This window comes from Nitrospira sp. Nam80 (assembly GCF_965152575.1).
This window is the reverse complement of the sequence record NZ_OZ224216.1, coordinates 1,580,307-1,596,789: the sequence shown is the minus strand read 5'-3', so window position 1 is coordinate 1,596,789 and position 16,483 is coordinate 1,580,307. Positions and strand designations below refer to the sequence as shown.

Sequence of the window (16,483 nt, the reverse complement as noted above, 5' to 3'; positions counted from 1 at the left end):
TTCACGATAAGACTATTCCCGTTTCATCCGGCGACGCCACTTTCCTCCAATGACCTGGCACAATCGCATCAGCATGAATGGTAGAGATAAAGACCCATCAGCGAAACAATTGCACATGTCCGGTTAAGTAATCCCTTCAGATCCAAAAAAGCGGATACGATGGGCCATACGGATCTAACCTAATTGAAACGACAGGATGTAGTATCGATGATGACATGCAGAATGCCAGAGACATGCTTCGGCGCTTTGCCGACTCCGCCAATAAAACGCAGTTGCAACCCGTGGATTACATGCGGTTCTGTGACGTCAGCATCTATATCCATCAACATGGGATTCATTTCACCGGCCCACAGATGCGCACCTTCTTGTATGCCTGCGGCTTTTCCGCAGATATGGCCTTGCGGCTCGGCATACAGTACGAGCGGTACCGAGAGCTCCTCGCACAAGGCGACCTCATCATCTAGAGTAATTGAAGCAGATGAGATAACGGGGTTAGCTGAGGTGATGTGCAGGCATCTCCGAAGCACTTGGCACGCAGCTGATTTTGGACAGGAATCGCAGATCCTCATGCGTTGTAAGTCTTCCCGTTGAAGGCCTTACACACCTTGGGATCCTCATTGTTCGTCAACTGCTGCACATCGTACGATGCAACGGCAGTGCGGGAGCGTCGCCCCCAGTTATGGCGACCGTATCCCAGCATTCCAAGCAACTCAATGGTAAGCCGCCACGGCAAAAACATAGGCACTAATATCAGTCCCGTCAATGCTCTTCCCGGTGCCTCCATGGAGAGCATCCCCAGCACAAAGTAGCTTGCGATTGCTGCAAAGAGGACCGCGGCCCAATAGAAAGAAATTCCCCAGAATGGATTCGCGGCGTTCATCCAACTTCCGACGAGGCAGAGCAGTGTCAACGATGCTTGGCTCGAATAGTTCGGTGCGACAAGGGTCACAGCCGAATCAATAAGCGTGAGCGATCGGGTCCGGATCCCCTGTCGGATCAGCAACCACGTTTTGCCTGCGATGACGGCATACCGGCCGCTCGCCCACCTCAACCGTTGATCCGAAGCCTGAGTGAAGTTCTCTGATTCTTTCGCATAGGTCTTCGCTAAGGGATTAAAGTAGATCTTTTCACCTCTTAGGAGGAGTTCTACTGAGTATTCCCAGTCTTCTCCGACTGATAAAGCCGTCCATCCATGCCGTTTCAGTAAGCCCGCGCCCAGGCACATCCCGGTGCCAGTTAGCATTCCCGTGAGTCCGACAGCCGTTTTCCCGACATAGTACCGCCCGTTTCTCAGTACACCTGTCACGGCCATGATCCGTGTAAATGGACTGTCCCAAGGATTCGAGATGTAGTTATAGCCCTGTTGAACCTGATGTCCAGCCTGGAACTCTACATGAAAAGCTGATAGGAGATCACGGTCGGCACGTGTATCCGCATCAATGATCACAACCGCATCAAAGGCAATCTGAGCGTTTCTTGCCTCTTGAATGCCCCAGGCAAGGGCTGCTCCTTTTCCGGGTTTTCCGTCGGATCTTTCGAAACACTGGGCATTGTTGCTCCGGACAACCGCAGCTGTCCTATCGGTACATCGATCAGCAATGACAAGAACTCGGTAGCGTTCGCTCGCATAATTCAGATGACGCAGACTTTCCAGCGTACTTGCTATCTCCGCTTCCTCATTGTGGGCGGGGATTAATATGAGAAACCGAGTCTGTTTGTCACCGGAATCGGCCACGGGAGGGCGGTAGAAAAACGAACTCACCGCGAGGAACCACTGGTACAAAACCAGTAGCGTGAGCGGAACCAATATCAGAATAAGAAATATTTCGACAATCGCAGGCATGGAGTATCGGCCTCCCGAAGCTGGAAACCAGGGAGGGCCGCCATGTCATCGGCCGCCTGAGCCGTCATCGGCGTCTAACGCGACCCGCTAGTGTCCTCGCTCGATTCAACAAGCGCGAGGGGGTAAGGAATCCCCATTGGCCCCACGGCGTGAATGTTAGCGTCCAGACGCGGCGAATGAAATCTGTGCGGTTAGCGAGAGCCATGTGAAGGGTAAGCGGCCCATGCACAGTGGCCTCACCTATGGAAAGCGGGCAAGTGACGGCTTGCGAGACGTCAATATGGTCCGTCATGAGAGAGCGATAATCGTTGGGATATAATGGGCGATGGGGCAACAAAACCGTGCGGTTTCGAAGGGGAATGAAATGCAAGCAGCCATTCTCGGCTGTCACATCCTGAAGGGGAATCCAGAAGGCGATAGTGTTATTAGGAAATTGGCCGTGGAATGCACCATCCTGGTGCCAAGGTGTGCCATGCTTTCCATGAGGTTCTTTATAAAGGGCTTGATCACATACATACCGGGTCGTTGTACCTAACAGTTGTTTGGCAATGGCGCAGCATGATCGATACACCGAGCTTCGTCTCAGTTCAGGGGCTCGGTGCAAGAGGTTATCCTGCGCACCACACTGCCGCCCTTGACCAGCGTAGGCATGATCAATAATTGCCTGCACTTGAGCAATATCTGCCGGTGAACTGAATGCGGTGATTTTCAGGAAGCCCTCCTGCTGAAACCCAACTAACTCTCGACTGTCTAGAATGCGGCAATCGCGTTGCTTGGCAAGTTGAATAGGTAAAGCATCAAGCGCCTCATTGGCCATATGACACTCCTCATTTCAATGCACAGAAGAGTCAGTCCGTAGGCGGGATAAAACTACCGGGTGGGCACTGCTCCCTAGTAGCTTCCCATTATGCCAATCATCCTATGTAATCTGGTGATTAGGGAAAATCTGGTTGAGCCGCAAAGTTTCCAGTATTTTTGACGAAAACGGTACCGGACAAAGAGCACTTGAATGAAGTATAGCAGAGAGCCATCGCTCTCCCCGGCCCCATGGAAGTACTAGGAGTAAGGCGAGATATGAGGGTATGAGGTGTGGACGGGTAAGCTTCGGGCAATCCAGGCGAAGGCCTGACCATAGCCCCGAATTGATTCCCTATCCCTTTGGTTTATTGGCGAACACCGTGGCGTCGCAGGCGATGTACTTGATCTGCTTCATCGGGACGATGACGACTTCCTTGGCGGAATCGACTTCCAACACTTCCATATCTTCGCTGATCGTATGTCTGATGGCATCCTTGACGACAAGCTCCTGATTATCAACAAACACCACCTTTACCCAATATTGCACGATTCATTCTCCTCACTTGAAGTGGACTCTTGCCCCAACTCACGTGAACGGCTCGTCGCCGCCTTCACGGCCGACATCAGGGCCGCCCGTAATCTGCCGTTCTCCAGCGCATGGAGACCCGCAATCGTCGTCCCACCCGGCGAGGCCACGCGGTCCTTGAGCACTGCCGGGTGTTCCTGAGTCGAGAGCACCATGCGCGCGGCCCCGGCGACTGTCTGCGCCGCAAGCACAGCCGCAGTATGGCGAGGCAGTCCCATCATCACCCCGCCGTCCGCCAACGCCTCGATCATCATATAGACATATGCGGGTCCGCTCCCGCTTAGCGCCGTTACGGCGTCCATCAATCGCTCCTCTATCACGACGACCGTGCCGACCGACTCGAAGAGCGCCCGGGCGACGGCCCGATCCTTCTCGGTGAGTTGACCGGCATAGGCCAGCGCCGTCACCCCCTCGCCAATGATGGAGGGCGTATTGGGCATGGCCCGCACGATCCGTTCGGTGCCGTTCAATCGCTGTGCAATCTGCGCAATCGGGTATCCTGCCGCCACGGACACAATAAGGGCCTCGGGAGCGATGGCGGTTCGGATCTCTTCCAAAACCCCATCAAGCAGTTGAGGCTCGACAGCCAGTACAATGACATGGCACCCCACCACCGCTTGTCTATTCGCATGGGAAGTTTTGATCCCGAACCGGTCGGCCAAGATATCACGTCGTGCGGATACAATATCGCTGGCTAGGAGCTTGTCCGGATCCGCGAGGCCCGTCCGAAGCAGCCCCCCGATCAGAGCCTCGGACATGTTCCCGCCTCCGATAAATGCGATGCGTTTTTCTCGTAACATGAGCGGTCGATTATACTGTCCGCAGGCCCCCCCTTCAACTTGCGGCTTGCCGAGTCAATTGACGGTCCGGTAGAGTGAACTCATAAAGCCGGGTGCACCATAGGAGGCAGCCATGAAGGCATTTATCTGGACCTGTTCATTTCTTTTATTGATCGGTCTTGTCACGGACGGTTGGGCACGGCGCGAATCTTTGACTCCCGAACAGAAGAGCAAGCTTGAAAAAATCGAGTCGGTGCTGGTCGATGTGTTGGCGATTTCCGACAAAGGCGCCCTTGATGCGGAGCCGTTGCGCCAGGTCGTCGTCACTCGCTTGAAAGAGTTTGGTTATACGGCCGCCACGGACAACGGTCAGCCGCATGACGTGTTGTTCCGGGTGAAGTGCGAACAGCATAAGACCTGGGAGGGCACGACAAATATGGGGAGCGACGCCGATTTACCCGACTCTCCATCCAGGGTCTGGAAGGGGCCCGCCTGCCAATTGTCGTATCTCTTGGACGGCAAGAAAATGGGATGGCGCAAAGAGGTCCGGACTGACTTTGCCGACGCCGAACAGGCGGCTCAGAAAGATAACGCGGGAGACCCGGCCGCCTATGCCATGGCGAAATTGAAAGAACGTCTGGAGGACTATGATTTTCCCGCGCTGATCACCGCCGAGTGGGGCCAGGAGGAGCGGCTTTTCAAGCTCTATGACGATCCGGCCACGCCGCCGGCTCGAAAAATCAAACTGATTAATTTGTTCGGCTATCTCTTTTCTACTGAGTCGGTTCCTCGCCTGCTCGCAGCCCTCCAAGGGCAGGATATTGAAATGGCGAAGGCCGCCGCCCTGGCGCTCGGCAATATCGGTCAGAAAGACACCATCCCGGTTCTGGTCAAGACCATGCAGTCAGGACCGCCCGAACTTCAGGCCTCAGCCGCGAAGGCGCTCGGTATCGCCGGCGCGCTTCATGGTGATTTTTCCATCATTGAGCCGTTGCTCGCGAGCCTCAAAACCGATGATGTGGCGGTCAAGACGGAGGTCGCCTGGGCCTTGGGTAAATTGCCGGATCGCCGGGCTTACGATCCGTTGTTCTCACTCCAGAAGTCGCTCTACCATGTGCGGGACAACGATGCAGATCCGAAATTGGTCAAGCTCAAAGAAGCGGTCAATTGGAGCATCAAGCAGATCGATACGTGGGAATATCTTCAATAACGTCTATGCAATCCAAATCCCCGCTTCCCCGGCGCCGTGGATGGACCATCCCGGTTGTTCTACTGGGGATCTCCTTATGGCTTGCTCACGGAGCGACAATAGCTCACTCGCAAGTCGCGGGAGACGAAGCGGAGTTGGAACGCCTGCGCGTGAAGGCCGAGGATGCCATGGCCAATGAAGACGCCGATGGAGCCGCCATGGCGATGGGCCGGGCCGCCTTAATGGCCCTGCACTTGGCGAAGCGGGAGACTAATGGGCTTCGCAGTCAAATGTTTCAGGGGGCCGAGCATCTGTTTCGCTCACAAGAGCACGGCTACAGAGCCTTGGCCTTGTTCCGGCGGGCCGGGGGGGAATTGCCCTCCTCGTCCGGCGTCTGCGGAAGTCTCCGGCTCGCTCAAACCGAAGTGAAGCATTCACTGCAAATGCTTGTCGCGAGCGTGTCGAGCGACGACAGCGATCCACGGGTGAGCCACCAGGCGCATGAACTGCGCCAGGCAGCCGAAACATGGGGGACCGTCCTGGTCTCTATGCATGCCGACTTCCAGTGCGTCTAAGTAGTCCTTGGGCCCGTTCCCTCGAAAACCTCCGGCTCAATCATCTTCCGGATTGATAATATGAAGCCCCGCCGGCCTGCAGGCTGCCAAGAGCTGCTTGTCAGCGCTGACAACGGTCAATCGTAGCGGTTTGAGCTCCAACGCCAGAGCCAGATGAAGCAGCTGCTGGGCCCGTAAGGCCGGATAGTCGAGAATCAACTCTTTCGTACTCAGATAGGTATCCATAGTCGGGGCAATATATTGGAAGAGGCCCTGCTTCGATTCCATCTCGAATTTATAAAGGACGCAATAACAATCGTCTCGCGTAATTTCTCCCTGTTGCGCCCGGCATGAGAAAATTGAATAGAGATCGGTCACAGTCCACATGGGAAGAATGGCGACTTTGCCGCGCTTCACCATGAGCTTGTTCACGATCCTGGTGCCCCGCTCCATGCTGTACCGCTTGACGAGCGCGGTGGAATCAAAATAGTAATATGGCATCTCAAGCCCTCCCCTTCAGCAAGCTCTCCGCCAAAGGAGACTGCAGCTTGGACAGACGATCCTGTAATTCGTCCAACGGAAGCTCTTCATAGTATCCCTGCCGGCGAAAGATGCCGACGATCCCGCCGCTGTTGACCAATTGCGTATCGGAAGCCAGGCGCTCGCGAAGCCGCTTCTTCATGATCCGGCTGGGCATCCGTCGGCGCGGTGCGCCGTCATTTTCCGCGTCATTGGACTTCGTCGTCGCTGATTTCTTCATTCGCACTCCTTTGTGAAAGGGTTATTGATGCGGAACACCTGAATGCTCCAGACGCTCATCCCGGGGACAACCGGGAGGTGTGCTAGAAGCCGACGGCAACTCCGTGTCGCCGTAAATATAGCCGGCAATCGAATGCGCGAGCTCCGAGGAGAATTGCTGCTGCATGACACGAACGGCTTTTGCCACCGCTTCCCGTTCTGTCAGATGTCCCTCCTTGCCGCCTTTGGAAATCGCGCCGATCACCCGCTTCGTTGCGACCTCCTCGATCACGGCATCGCTGCACCATCGAACATACCGGAATTGCGGATCTCGAATATCGAGGAGCCATACGCGAATGATCCCGGTCACCAGTAGTTCCGGCTTCAGGCCGTCCGCATAGAGACCGTCATTCGTCGGCACGGATGATCCGGCCACGGACAGCCCCTCGCGGGCCAGTCCCTCGATCAAGGCTCGCCGCACCGGCTCCGCCTGATCCCCGTCAAAATTTACTGCGACGGCCAGATTTCCGGCGAGAAACTGTTCCAATTCATTCATTAAGTCGGCCACGCGATACCCGGGCTGGTTCCCCTGCCCGTTCGCCCGGATGACCCGCAAATCCGCGTTGTATGCTTCCCGGACAACGAGGTTTCTTGCAGCCCGCTTGAGATTTCTCGCGTGTGACAGTTTATCCGGCGTCCGTCGTGCCTCGTTGAGTTGGGAGGCGACCGTGTCGTCCAGCTCGCGTATCCGCTCAATCAATGCCGGTTCGGCTTGAGCCTTATCCATGCCGGCTAAAGCATAATACTGTCTGTTTTTCGGGTCAAACCATGCATCCAAAACACGCACATTTTCCAAAACCTTCTCGGTGGACACCCGTGTGACTTTTTCCAACGCGAGGCGCCGTTCCGCTGTGGCATGCGATCGGCCTTCAACGATGAGATAGGATTCCCAATCCTTGGATTGGGCTTCGATTTCCGCCTTAAATATTTTTGATACCGCGGCATAAGCCTGCTCTTCGGCTCCCGACCTGGTGTCGCCTTGCCCGACACCGACCAGATACCGAGTCGGTAGAAATTCCAGGCTCGTACCGTCGACCCACGATGGACGCACCTGCTCCCCATGCCAGCAACCGGCTTGGATCAGCCACAAACCGAGGGCGATCATGAGGGGCATGGCGGCTCGCGGTACCGACGGCACACTTCTCATCGCACGACTCGCTCGATGAAAAACTTTGTTTCCCCTTCCTTCAGCATAATAGAGGTCGTCTTTTCCACGCCCGCGCCTCCCATGCCGGGGCCTACCGGCTTGATGCGGATATCGTAATCACCGGCCGGCACCCAGAGGCGTGCAACCTGAATTTCATCCGGGAGCGTTCGCCAGCTTCGCTTATCGGATTCCTCCGACGCCACGGCCAGCCCTTTCGTCAATAAGGCCACGGCCAGGCCCACCCACGGCGCGTCGTCCTTGTTCACGGCCTGCTGCGCCCCACGCGTCGCGGCTTCCGCGGCGGCGAACTTCACGGCTGCGCGGGCTACGGCTTTGGTCGCGATGCCGGCGAATCGCTCGGAGAGAGCCTTCTCCGCCAATGCCGTTGTATTCTGCATCAATTGTGAATGAGCCGTGTAAGAAGCGCCGGCCTTGCCGGCCACTGTCACCTCCTCATAGGAAACCTGGCTTTTTTGAGGGATCAGTCGAGGCAGGGCGACGCGCACGATTCTCCCGTTCAAGCCGTACAGGAGACTGTCGGCGGCACGATTGGGCTGCCGATTGGAATAGTGAATCACGCCCTTATTCAGCAACACCAACTGCAAGGCATCAAGGCTGATAGGCAAATCAAGAAAGTGATCCTCCTTGCGAGGCGCGCGGCCATTATAGCCAATCACCACCACCTGAGCCAGTTGCTGCTGCATGGCTTGTGACACCCAGGTCGCCCCGGGAAATCGGCGGCGGTACTCCTCGAATTCCTGGTTGAGGTGGAGCGCTTCACTGGTGCGGAGCAGGTCCGCCTGCAGCATCGACGGAGGCGGCACGCGCGACCATGCCCGCATCGAATCATACGCCTCATATGCGTTCCGGTACGCGATGAACGCATTGTTGACATCCCCACTGGCTTCATACAGCACACCGGAGAGATATCGGGCAAAGGCGTCGTCCCGATAAGAATCTTTGCTCTTGGCCCGGTCGGACAAGACATTCAAGCGATGGTCTATTTGTCTCGCTTCAACCAGCGCCTCGGTCAACTGCCCCAATCCGACATAGTTCAACGCTTTGATGACATTGATCATCACATGCTCATACGGCTCTCCTTCATACGGCAAGAGCGTATCATTGGTCAGAAAGGCGGCAGTTTCGCCTCGTATACTCCTGGTATAGAGGCGTTCGACTTCACGATCCGCCTTCTCCAGTTCCACGTTGCTTCGGACGTAGTCCCCTGCCAGATGGAGGGTCATACCGCGATCCATCTCATACAACAAACGGCTCCGCGAACCGTATTCCTTTTCGGCCTGCTCAATAACCGCGTCGGCTCGCTTGGGATCGTTGGCAAGAAGATTTTGATCGACCAATCTATAGGGATCGAATGAACTGCATGCGGCGAGAAGGCCGGCAAGGACAGGAAGGAAGAGACGCTTGCCGATGAAAGCGGGACGGCCTCCGGAATAAGAGGCCGTCCAACATGAGCGCGAGAGTATCACGCGGGCGTGGGGCTAAAATACCGACCGTTTCCGCTCGACCACTTTCTTGATCTTTTTCTGTCCGAACCAGGACTTGACATTGTTTTCCAGATCGATCATTTCCAGATCAACCTGATAAAAAACGGCTTTCACTCCTTCGGCTTCATCAAGCATCGTCGAGATCGTACCTTTCATCATATAGTCGGCGCCGATTTCTCTACCGGGCGCTTTCTGCGTATCCTCCCTGGCATGGATGGCCTGTTCACGGCGTTCTTCTCTCACCTCATCGCGCTCGCCTTTCCCGGCGACAAACGTCACTTTTTGAGAATTCGTCAACTCCCGCGACAAATCGGTGATGAACGTCTGCACATCGATATGCTCGTGACTTCGATTCAAAATGGTCCCGACAATGACGACGGGTTGGCGGCTCTTCGTCCGCGTGAAATTATCCAGCCATGGACTCGCCAGAGATTCCTTAACCATGGTCTCGGCCACCATTCGGGAATCCGTATCGTTCCAGCGTCCGCTGAGATCGGTCACGACCCCGGTATCGACCCTGGTGACCTTCGTTTCATGACCGCAGCCCGCTGACCCTGCAATCATCCCCATCATGGCAAGCGCGACGCAAAGACGCTGTCCCAGATTCAACCACCCACGGACCATGGCACCTCCCTTCGTAGGAAAGAACGCGGTAGAGACGGCTCGATCTACGGCGTGGCTCGCTTTTCCTCTTCTTTTTCCAAGCGCTCGAAGAGGCGATCCGCGTTCTTTCGCACGTAATCGCGCACCTGCGAGCTCAATTCTTTCGCCTGATCCAAGTTATTCTTCATGTCTTCCAGGCTCAATTTCGTCAACACATAATAGGTACCGGTTTTGCCGTCCTTATAACGATCGATGGGCTTGACCCCGTTGAGCGTGACCGCTGAAAATGTTTTGATGGCTCGTTCGACATTCTGTTCCTCACTGTTCCGGGAAAAGTCACCGGCTGTCGTTGACGCGGCATAGTCTCGCATCAAATAGGCGGTGTAGGTCTCGAAGGTCTTAGCGATCTCGGCGCGCGCGCGGTTTTCAGCCGTGTCCCAAGCCAACGGTTCATTGCGCACGCCTATGACGGATCCGACACCATAGAACGATTTGTCGCTCTTATCATTGTACGCACCCGAACCTTTTTTGACCCAGGTGGGAGGTCCGCCGCACGCCGCGAGCGCGACGACCAGTAACAGCACCAGCCCGGAACCGGTGGCTTTGGCGAAGATTCCTCGTCCGTTGCTCATACGCGACCTCCTTCTATGTTCAGATGATGGACTGTCGAGGAAAGGACTTGATTGGTGGTCGAGCATCGATGACTGCCTGAAACGCGCCGACGAAGCCTCAAAACTTAGGAAATTATGCTAGCATGCACCCCCAGGGGAGTCAACGCAAGCAGCGCTTCCTGGTTGACTCGATCACCAAAAAATAGAAGCGAGGAGGACTCACCGTGGCAGACGTACAGATTCAAGACGGCATCATCCGCATCCTCGAACTCGACATCCAGGATCCGAAGGCGGCGGCGGCATTGGCGGAGTACCCACAGATCCGATGGGCGGAAATCACCCGCCGCGCGCTGAAGATCGGGCTCGGCTATATGAAGGGAGGAGGAAAGGATTAACGGGCAGGTTGTTCAGACGATGGGACTTGGCTCCGGCGAACGGCCGCCTCGGCCCGTTCGCTTTGCCCTCCCAAATCCAGGTACCGTTTGAAGGCATCCACGGATTTGGGCTGATCGTGCAGGTGGTCGGCATACAATGTGCCGAGAGAGAAATACACGTCGACGTAGGCAGGATTCACCACCAGGGCCTGTCTCATCGCCTGCTCAGCCTCGCTGTACTTCCCCTGTTTCTCCAACACCAAGCCTAGCGTGTAGAAGGAGTCGGGATTTTGAGGCGCATGTTGTACGGCCAGCCGCGCCATGGACAGAGCCTCGTCAATGTTCGGCAATACCTCGAGACGGACGTAGCTTTTGAGGACATAGGCGTCGCCAAAAGTCGGATCATAGGCAATGGCCCGGTTTAGCCGTTCCAAGGCTTCTTCTGCGGACTTCTGCTGCTGGAGAAGACTGAAGGCCTGTTCGTATTGTGCCCTCGCCGCTTTTGACCGGTCTGCTTCACTCTGCGGCTCGGCGCCCAGCTGGAACGCCGCTTTCTTCCCTTCGATCAGAATGGTATCGCCGTCCCCGTCGAGCTGGACGAACTGCGGATGTTGAGTCCCCTTCGATTCTTCCCCCACCCGCCGCTGTACATAGGCGCCAAGTTCGGTCGCCATGAGCCAGCCGTTTTTATTGGTGTCGGCCGCTCCTTTCAATCCTGCGAGAAGAGCCGTCACAAAGACACTTTGCCCATCTTCTTGAGCCAACGGCTCACCCTTTTCCGCCGCGACGAGCGCCTGCACAGCCCGTTTTTCCGTATCTTCTTCCGGCGCCAGCCGTCCCTCAAGCGACAACTGTTGAGGCGCCGTGATTTCCCAGCCTTTGATTCCCGCGTCAAGCAAGAACAAGGTATGCTTTGAAGCAATGCGGCGGCTGAACTCTTTTAAATGATCAAGCGTGACTGATTTTGACACATTGTTGAGCTGCGCATCCCACGGCACCAAGTATCCCGTCTCCTTCCCCGGCGCTTCGGAGGTCACCCCCGCATGGCCGGCAAAAAAGATGACGACGCGGTCCTGACGCCCGACCTTCCGTGGCAGGTAATCCGTCAGCATCTGGAGCAACCGCTTGGAACTGGCGTCCTTATCGTATATCTCAATGACTTCATCAAATCCGAGCTGACGCAAAGCAGTCGCGACCTCTTTGCCACGCTCGATGGCGCCCGGCATCTTGGCCGCGACCAGATAGTTCTCGATCCCGATGATTAATCCCCACGATTTATAGTACAGTCCTTCCGGTTTGCCGACCTGAGACGTGGCAACGAGTGGGCTAAAAACAATCAGGCCACTGAAGGCAAGAATAACCCGCAGGAACGATCGACCGCGAACCGGGCAGGATAGCTTCCGCATACGCGCTAGTGGGAAATAACAGCTTGTACTAGGTCAGCCTACCCGTCAGTCCTAGGCACTGTCAAGAAATGTGAGCCGCCTGGAAAGCTGCAGGGTTGCAGTTCATCAGGACCTTGCGCATAATGCGCCCTAATTCCTCCGCGGCCCGGCAACAAACCGCGGCCCGCCACGAATGAGGCATGGAGACCCGCGCATGGATGAAAACATCGATTCTTTGCTGAAAGCAGGCCGAGTAGTCCGTCCAACCCCCGCGACGGTCGAGGCGGCCTACATTAAAGATTATGAGTCTTACTACACGCACTCAATCGCGGATCCGGAAGGATTTTGGGCCAAGGCGGCGGGGGAACTCGAGTGGTTTGCTCCCTGGAAACAAGTGCTCGACTGGCAGTACCCGTGGGCCAAATGGTTCGTCGGGGCCACCTGCAACATCTCTTACAATTGTCTGGATCGACACGTGAATACCTGGCGACGCAACAAAGTCGCGTTGATCTGGGTGGGAGAAAACGGAGACGAGCGGGTCTTTACCTACGGCGAGCTGTTGCGGCAAGTCAACCGCTGTGCCAACGCCCTCAAAGCGCTTGGCCTGGGCACGGGAGACCGAGTCACGATTTATCTGCCCAAAATTCCGGAACAAGTCGTCGCGATGTTGGCCTGCGCCAGGATCGGTGTCATTCACAGCGTCGTCTATTCAGGATTCAGCGCTCCCGCGCTTGCCAGCCGTATTCAGGATGCCGAGGCTCGCGTCGTCATTACGGCGGATGTGGGGTACGATCGCGGCAAGACGATCAATCTCAAAGCGGTCGTTGATCAAGCCGTCGCCGGCTGCGGCAGCGTGGAGACGGTGGTCGTCGTTAGGCGGGAGAGGCCGGGGCTCCCTTTAGCCTCATCACGGGAGGTTGATTGGCACGATTGGCTCAGAGGGGAACGGCCTGTTTGCGAGGCCATGCGTCTCGATAGCGAACATCCGCTGTACATTCTCTATACTTCGGGAACGACCGGCAAGCCAAAAGGCGTGGTCCACGTCCACGGCGGCTACATGGTGGGTACCTACCTCACGACCAAATATGTGTTCGATCTCAAGGAAGAAGACGTGTACTTTTGCGTCGCCGATCCCGGCTGGGTGACCGGACACAGCTATATCGTATACGGCCCACTTCTCAATGGTGCCACCATTCTCATGGCCGAAGGAAAACCCGACTATCCGAACCCCGGTCGATGGTGGGACCTCATCGAACGCTACGGCGTCTCCATTTTCTACACGACGCCGACGGCCATCCGTTTATTGATGAAGTACGGGGAGGAATGGCCGAAGAAGTACGACCTCTCTACCTTGCGGATCCTTGGAAGCGTCGGAGAACCGATCAATCCGGAAGCCTGGGAATGGTTCTATCGGGTCACCGGCAGTGATAAGCCGATCATGGATACTTGGTGGCAGACCGAAACCGGAGCCATTCTGGTGACACCTCTCCCCTGCGTTCCGCTCAAGCCGGGGTCCGCCACCAGGGCCTTTCCCGGCATCGAGGCCGATGTCGTAGACCGGGAGGGCCGCAGCCTACCCGCGAACGCCGGAGGATTTGCCGTCATTAAGAAACCCTGGCCCTCGATGATGCGCACCATCTATAAAGATCCCGATCGGTACAAGGTCTATTGGAATACCATTCCGAACTGCTACACGGCCGGGGATGTCTGCCGCAAGGATGCGGACGGTTATCTCTGGTTCATGGGGCGGGCAGATGACGTCATTAAGGTAGCGGGGAACCGCATCGGCACGGCAGAGGTCGAAAGTGCGCTGGTCGGACATGCGGCGGTCGCCGAGGCAGCGGTCATCGGAAAGCCGCATCGGACCGCCGGCGAATCGATCAAGGCGTTCGTGATTCTGAAGCAGGGACAACAAGACAGCAAGGAATTGATTCAATCTCTAAAGGACCACGTGCTGAAGGAACTGGGCAAGATTGCGGTTCCGCAGGAAATCGATATCGTTCCATCACTGCCCAAAACTCGATCCGGCAAGATCATGCGGCGAGTGCTGAAGGCGAAAGAACTGGGGCAGGACGTGGGCGATATCTCTACGCTCGAAGACTAGCGAGGCGCCGCCGGCAACAGGACTGCAGTCGCGTACGAGGAACGGTCCTCAGCACAATCCAACACATTTGATTATTCCTGGGGTTATTATGGAAACTCCTGACCGCTCGAACGCGTCCCTCACGCCAACTACTCCGCCACGAGCCACCTTTGTCTGGGAATGTCCAGCCTGCTGCCGACGGTTCATTGCCGAAAGCACGCCGCCCAAATGCCCGTTCTGTCTGAAACAGTTCGCCCCCGGGGCTCCGAAATAGGTGTTCGGCTTCCCGCTGCATGCGGTTGCTCAAGGACGGGTCAATACGGAAGAGAGAAATGCGGTCATTTCATCCAACATATCCGAATCCGTCACGAGGGAACCATGCGGGAGTCGAGCCAGGCGATGCCGAACGGCGAACGCCGCCTCGTACGCGTCTGGGAGGGATGCGGAGGCAAGCGTCACCGTGCCGTCCCCATCAGATAGCAACAGCGAATGGTTCAAGTTGAGAGTGAGTTCATCCACCTGGGCTTGGTCAAAGAGAAGCTTTGTCGACACGCCAGGCTCTAGGTCCAACCGGAACCCCGCAGCCAGCGTTGCGGATCCGATTCCCACAACATTAAGAAGCGGGATGTGCCGCTGAACGTCGGTCTTAGCCGGCCGGTGAATGAGACCAAAGAAGCGCGCCGCCCGCGTGAGCCAATACTCGGTATAGGCCGCACGGCGCTCGGCTATGGATGCGGGCAGGCCTGCTTCATCGCGCAGAAGGCCCCATCCATACCGTTTCCAATTCTGAGGCTGATAGAGGAGACCTTCCAATGTTTCCATTGTCGTGGACAGTAACAAATCTGATCCGGGGGCGGGCAGCACATAATAACTGGCGGGAAACGACGCGACGGCCGTGGAGCTTAGGATGCGCCGATTCAATCCGATGGATCGACCATATTGCATGTTCCGAAACGTGATCATGCTGCCGCGATAGGGCACACCGGCCAGCACCAGTGCATCTACATACTGGGCCCCGCTCCAATCTTCCTCGGCCTCATCCACCTGCTGCGTCCCATATCGAAGGTAATACGCCGCGATGAGTCCCCCCATGCTGTGCGCGACCAGCGCGATGCGCGCGATTCCTTCAGCATGCAAGCGCTCGACGGTTCGGTGGAGGTCGCCGACCGTGTCCAGCAAGTCACGGCGCCAGTCATATGCCAGAGGGATGATTCTGGTCCGTGGACCCAGATCTACTTCCAGCTTCTTGATCAGATGGCCATATCCGGGGAGCGAATAGAGAAACGGAACGATGGCAATATCCTGGAGAATCCCATCCGGCCTGAGCGGGGTCGAATCATAAATCCCGAGGGTCGGTAACGGTAGCGCCAGCGATGTGCCTCCGAACAACGCTTCCCGGGCGGATATCCACACAAGGCGGCCGCTCGTCACGTCAGCCAACCTGCTGCCGTAATAGCCCGGTATGAGGATCACAGCCGAGCCTGGATGGTTCTGTATGTCCGGGTGATTCAGTTCACCGCAGCCACCGGCCACCAGAATTACGACTGCTAGACAGGTGCGAATCAGCCTCCCGCTTCGGACAGGCGGCATCCTCTAATTCTTTTCCAGCTCCCAGTTATTCAAATCCGCGTTCTTCCCTTCACCGCCGGGCGTACCGTCGGCGCCGAGGGAAACGATCTCAAATCCGCCTTGCTTGCCCGGCGTGGAATAGGCGTACACACGTCCCCATGGATCGGACGGCAGTTTTGCGAGGTACCCGCCGGCCTTCCAGTTGGCGGGACGAGGCTCGGAGGTCGGCTTCTCAACCAGGGCTTTCAATCCCTGTTCATTGGACGGATAGGCTCCATTGTCCAGCTTGTATAGTTGCAGTGCGTTTTCGATATTCTTGATTTGCGCTTTGGCCGCCGCTCGTTTGGCATCATCCGTTCTACCCATGACATGCGGGGCCAACAAGGTTGCGAGGATCGCCAGAATGACAACCACAATCATGACCTCGATCAACGAAAATCCGTCCCGGGAGACAATGAGGCCGGCGACGCGGCATCGTGCCGACCGGAAGCGGAACGCTCGCTGATAGCGATGGGGCTGCATAACAAGCCGAATCTTCATAACGTCACTCCTCTAATTCCGTCGAGTCGACGCCCCCTGCCTGCATGCCATGACTGGAATGCGATGGGTCGGAGACCTTCAGATTGGATGCGCTGCTGTATGGATGGGCGGCATTGTAT

The 16,483-nt window shown here is 56.5% G+C and carries 18 protein-coding genes; 5 read left to right on the top strand and 13 right to left on the bottom strand.

The window, feature by feature from the left end; genetic code table 11:
* Nucleotides 1–215 precede the first annotated feature (215 nt).
* The gene (locus ACWGXE_RS07420; protein WP_447602563.1) at nt 216–464 is read left to right on the top strand and encodes a hypothetical protein; all 249 of its coding nucleotides are present in this window, start codon (nt 216–218) and stop codon (nt 462–464) included.
* A gap of 101 nt (nt 465–565) precedes the next feature.
* On the opposite strand, the gene ACWGXE_RS07415 is transcribed toward ACWGXE_RS07420, so the two are convergent.
* From ACWGXE_RS07415 to proC, 4 genes are all read right to left on the bottom strand, one after another.
* Nucleotides 566–1,843 carry a glycosyltransferase family 2 protein gene (locus tag ACWGXE_RS07415; RefSeq protein WP_447602561.1) on the bottom strand — a complete coding sequence of 426 codons (1,278 nt, stop codon included), beginning with the start codon at nt 1,841–1,843 and terminating at the stop codon, nt 566–568.
* Nucleotides 1,844–1,907: 64 nt separating this feature from the next.
* Nucleotides 1,908–2,660, bottom strand: a complete 753-nt coding sequence (locus ACWGXE_RS07410) for a phytanoyl-CoA dioxygenase family protein (RefSeq protein WP_447602560.1) — start codon at nt 2,658–2,660, stop codon at nt 1,908–1,910.
* Nucleotides 2,661–2,993: 333 nt separating this feature from the next.
* Nucleotides 2,994–3,188, bottom strand: coding sequence for a hypothetical protein (locus tag ACWGXE_RS07405; protein ID WP_447602559.1), 195 nt, complete (start codon nt 3,186–3,188; stop codon nt 2,994–2,996).
* Nucleotides 3,173–3,985 carry a pyrroline-5-carboxylate reductase gene (proC, locus tag ACWGXE_RS07400; protein WP_447602558.1) on the bottom strand — a complete coding sequence of 271 codons (813 nt, stop codon included), beginning with the start codon at nt 3,983–3,985 and terminating at the stop codon, nt 3,173–3,175. Before proC ends, ACWGXE_RS07405 begins: the two co-directional genes overlap by 16 nt.
* Nucleotides 3,986–4,139: 154 nt before the next feature.
* Here proC and ACWGXE_RS07395 point away from each other — a divergent pair, with 154 nt between their 5' ends.
* Nucleotides 4,140–5,216, top strand: a complete 1,077-nt coding sequence (locus tag ACWGXE_RS07395) for a HEAT repeat domain-containing protein (RefSeq protein ID WP_447602556.1) — start codon at nt 4,140–4,142, stop codon at nt 5,214–5,216.
* Nucleotides 5,217–5,221: 5 nt separating this feature from the next.
* Nucleotides 5,222–5,770 carry a hypothetical protein gene (locus tag ACWGXE_RS07390; protein WP_447602554.1) on the top strand — a complete coding sequence of 183 codons (549 nt, stop codon included), beginning with the start codon at nt 5,222–5,224 and terminating at the stop codon, nt 5,768–5,770.
* A gap of 36 nt (nt 5,771–5,806) precedes the next feature.
* Here ACWGXE_RS07390 and ACWGXE_RS07385 read toward each other — a convergent pair whose 3' ends face one another.
* From ACWGXE_RS07385 to ACWGXE_RS07360, 6 genes are all read right to left on the bottom strand, one after another.
* Nucleotides 5,807–6,250 carry a type II toxin-antitoxin system VapC family toxin gene (locus ACWGXE_RS07385; RefSeq protein ID WP_447602552.1) on the bottom strand — a complete coding sequence of 148 codons (444 nt, stop codon included), beginning with the start codon at nt 6,248–6,250 and terminating at the stop codon, nt 5,807–5,809.
* Between the two features lies 1 nt (nt 6,251).
* Nucleotides 6,252–6,509: a hypothetical protein gene (locus ACWGXE_RS07380; RefSeq protein ID WP_447602550.1), complete on the bottom strand. Its 258-nt coding sequence runs from the start codon at nt 6,507–6,509 to the stop codon at nt 6,252–6,254.
* Nucleotides 6,510–6,530: 21 nt separating this feature from the next.
* Nucleotides 6,531–7,685, bottom strand: a complete 1,155-nt coding sequence (locus tag ACWGXE_RS07375; protein WP_447602549.1) for an LPP20 family lipoprotein — start codon at nt 7,683–7,685, stop codon at nt 6,531–6,533.
* A 5-nt stretch (nt 7,686–7,690) separates the two neighbouring features.
* A complete protein-coding gene (locus ACWGXE_RS07370) occupies nt 7,691–9,052 on the bottom strand; it encodes a COG3014 family protein (protein ID WP_447602548.1) in 1,362 nt (453 codons plus the stop codon).
* A 141-nt stretch (nt 9,053–9,193) separates the two neighbouring features.
* Entirely contained in the window at nt 9,194–9,823 is a 630-nt protein-coding gene (locus tag ACWGXE_RS07365) for a penicillin-binding protein activator LpoB (protein WP_447602547.1), read from the bottom strand.
* A gap of 44 nt (nt 9,824–9,867) precedes the next feature.
* On the bottom strand, nt 9,868–10,434 hold the full coding sequence (locus tag ACWGXE_RS07360; protein WP_447602545.1) for an LPP20 family lipoprotein: 567 nt from the start codon (nt 10,432–10,434) through the stop codon (nt 9,868–9,870).
* Nucleotides 10,435–10,637: 203 nt separating this feature from the next.
* Here ACWGXE_RS07360 and ACWGXE_RS07355 point away from each other — a divergent pair, with 203 nt between their 5' ends.
* The gene (locus tag ACWGXE_RS07355; protein ID WP_447602544.1) at nt 10,638–10,808 is read left to right on the top strand and encodes a hypothetical protein; all 171 of its coding nucleotides are present in this window, start codon (nt 10,638–10,640) and stop codon (nt 10,806–10,808) included.
* Here ACWGXE_RS07355 and ACWGXE_RS07350 read toward each other — a convergent pair.
* The gene (locus tag ACWGXE_RS07350) at nt 10,805–12,193 is read right to left on the bottom strand and encodes a caspase family protein (RefSeq protein WP_447602543.1); all 1,389 of its coding nucleotides are present in this window, start codon (nt 12,191–12,193) and stop codon (nt 10,805–10,807) included. The genes ACWGXE_RS07355 and ACWGXE_RS07350 overlap by 4 nt on opposite strands.
* Before the next feature lie 193 nt (nt 12,194–12,386).
* Between ACWGXE_RS07350 and acs the strand changes: the two genes are divergently transcribed.
* Entirely contained in the window at nt 12,387–14,276 is a 1,890-nt protein-coding gene (gene acs, locus ACWGXE_RS07345; protein ID WP_447602542.1) for an acetate--CoA ligase, read from the top strand.
* 282 nt (nt 14,277–14,558) lie between these two features.
* Here acs and ACWGXE_RS07340 read toward each other — a convergent pair whose 3' ends face one another.
* Both ACWGXE_RS07340 and gspG read right to left on the bottom strand, forming a co-directional pair.
* A complete protein-coding gene (locus ACWGXE_RS07340; protein ID WP_447602540.1) occupies nt 14,559–15,845 on the bottom strand; it encodes a lipase/acyltransferase domain-containing protein in 1,287 nt (428 codons plus the stop codon).
* Nucleotides 15,846–15,848: 3 nt separating this feature from the next.
* Entirely contained in the window at nt 15,849–16,364 is a 516-nt protein-coding gene (gene gspG / locus ACWGXE_RS07335; RefSeq protein WP_447602538.1) for a type II secretion system major pseudopilin GspG, read from the bottom strand.
* Between the last annotated feature and the right edge of the window lie 119 nt (nt 16,365–16,483).

What these genes read in the sequence shown, in the direction of transcription:
- ACWGXE_RS07380 (WP_447602550.1), bottom strand. Translation starts at nt 6,509, where the DNA reads ATGAAGAAATCAGCGACGACGAAGTCCAATGACGCGGAAAATGACGGC.
- ACWGXE_RS07360 (WP_447602545.1), bottom strand. Translation starts at nt 10,434, where the DNA reads ATGAGCAACGGACGAGGAATCTTCGCCAAAGCCACCGGTTCCGGGCTG.
- ACWGXE_RS07420 (WP_447602563.1), top strand. Translation starts at nt 216, where the DNA reads ATGCAGAATGCCAGAGACATGCTTCGGCGCTTTGCCGACTCCGCCAAT.
- ACWGXE_RS07340 (WP_447602540.1), bottom strand. Translation starts at nt 15,845, where the DNA reads ATGCCGCCTGTCCGAAGCGGGAGGCTGATTCGCACCTGTCTAGCAGTC.
- ACWGXE_RS07350 (WP_447602543.1), bottom strand. Translation starts at nt 12,193, where the DNA reads ATGCGGAAGCTATCCTGCCCGGTTCGCGGTCGATCGTTCCTGCGGGTT.
- ACWGXE_RS07395 (WP_447602556.1), top strand. Translation starts at nt 4,140, where the DNA reads ATGAAGGCATTTATCTGGACCTGTTCATTTCTTTTATTGATCGGTCTT.
- proC (WP_447602558.1), bottom strand. Translation starts at nt 3,985, where the DNA reads ATGTCCGAGGCTCTGATCGGGGGGCTGCTTCGGACGGGCCTCGCGGAT.
- ACWGXE_RS07415 (WP_447602561.1), bottom strand. Translation starts at nt 1,843, where the DNA reads ATGCCTGCGATTGTCGAAATATTTCTTATTCTGATATTGGTTCCGCTC.
- acs (WP_447602542.1), top strand. Translation starts at nt 12,387, where the DNA reads ATGGATGAAAACATCGATTCTTTGCTGAAAGCAGGCCGAGTAGTCCGT.
- gspG (WP_447602538.1), bottom strand. Translation starts at nt 16,364, where the DNA reads ATGAAGATTCGGCTTGTTATGCAGCCCCATCGCTATCAGCGAGCGTTC.
- ACWGXE_RS07385 (WP_447602552.1), bottom strand. Translation starts at nt 6,250, where the DNA reads ATGCCATATTACTATTTTGATTCCACCGCGCTCGTCAAGCGGTACAGC.
- ACWGXE_RS07390 (WP_447602554.1), top strand. Translation starts at nt 5,222, where the DNA reads ATGCAATCCAAATCCCCGCTTCCCCGGCGCCGTGGATGGACCATCCCG.
- ACWGXE_RS07410 (WP_447602560.1), bottom strand. Translation starts at nt 2,660, where the DNA reads ATGGCCAATGAGGCGCTTGATGCTTTACCTATTCAACTTGCCAAGCAA.
- ACWGXE_RS07365 (WP_447602547.1), bottom strand. Translation starts at nt 9,823, where the DNA reads ATGGTCCGTGGGTGGTTGAATCTGGGACAGCGTCTTTGCGTCGCGCTT.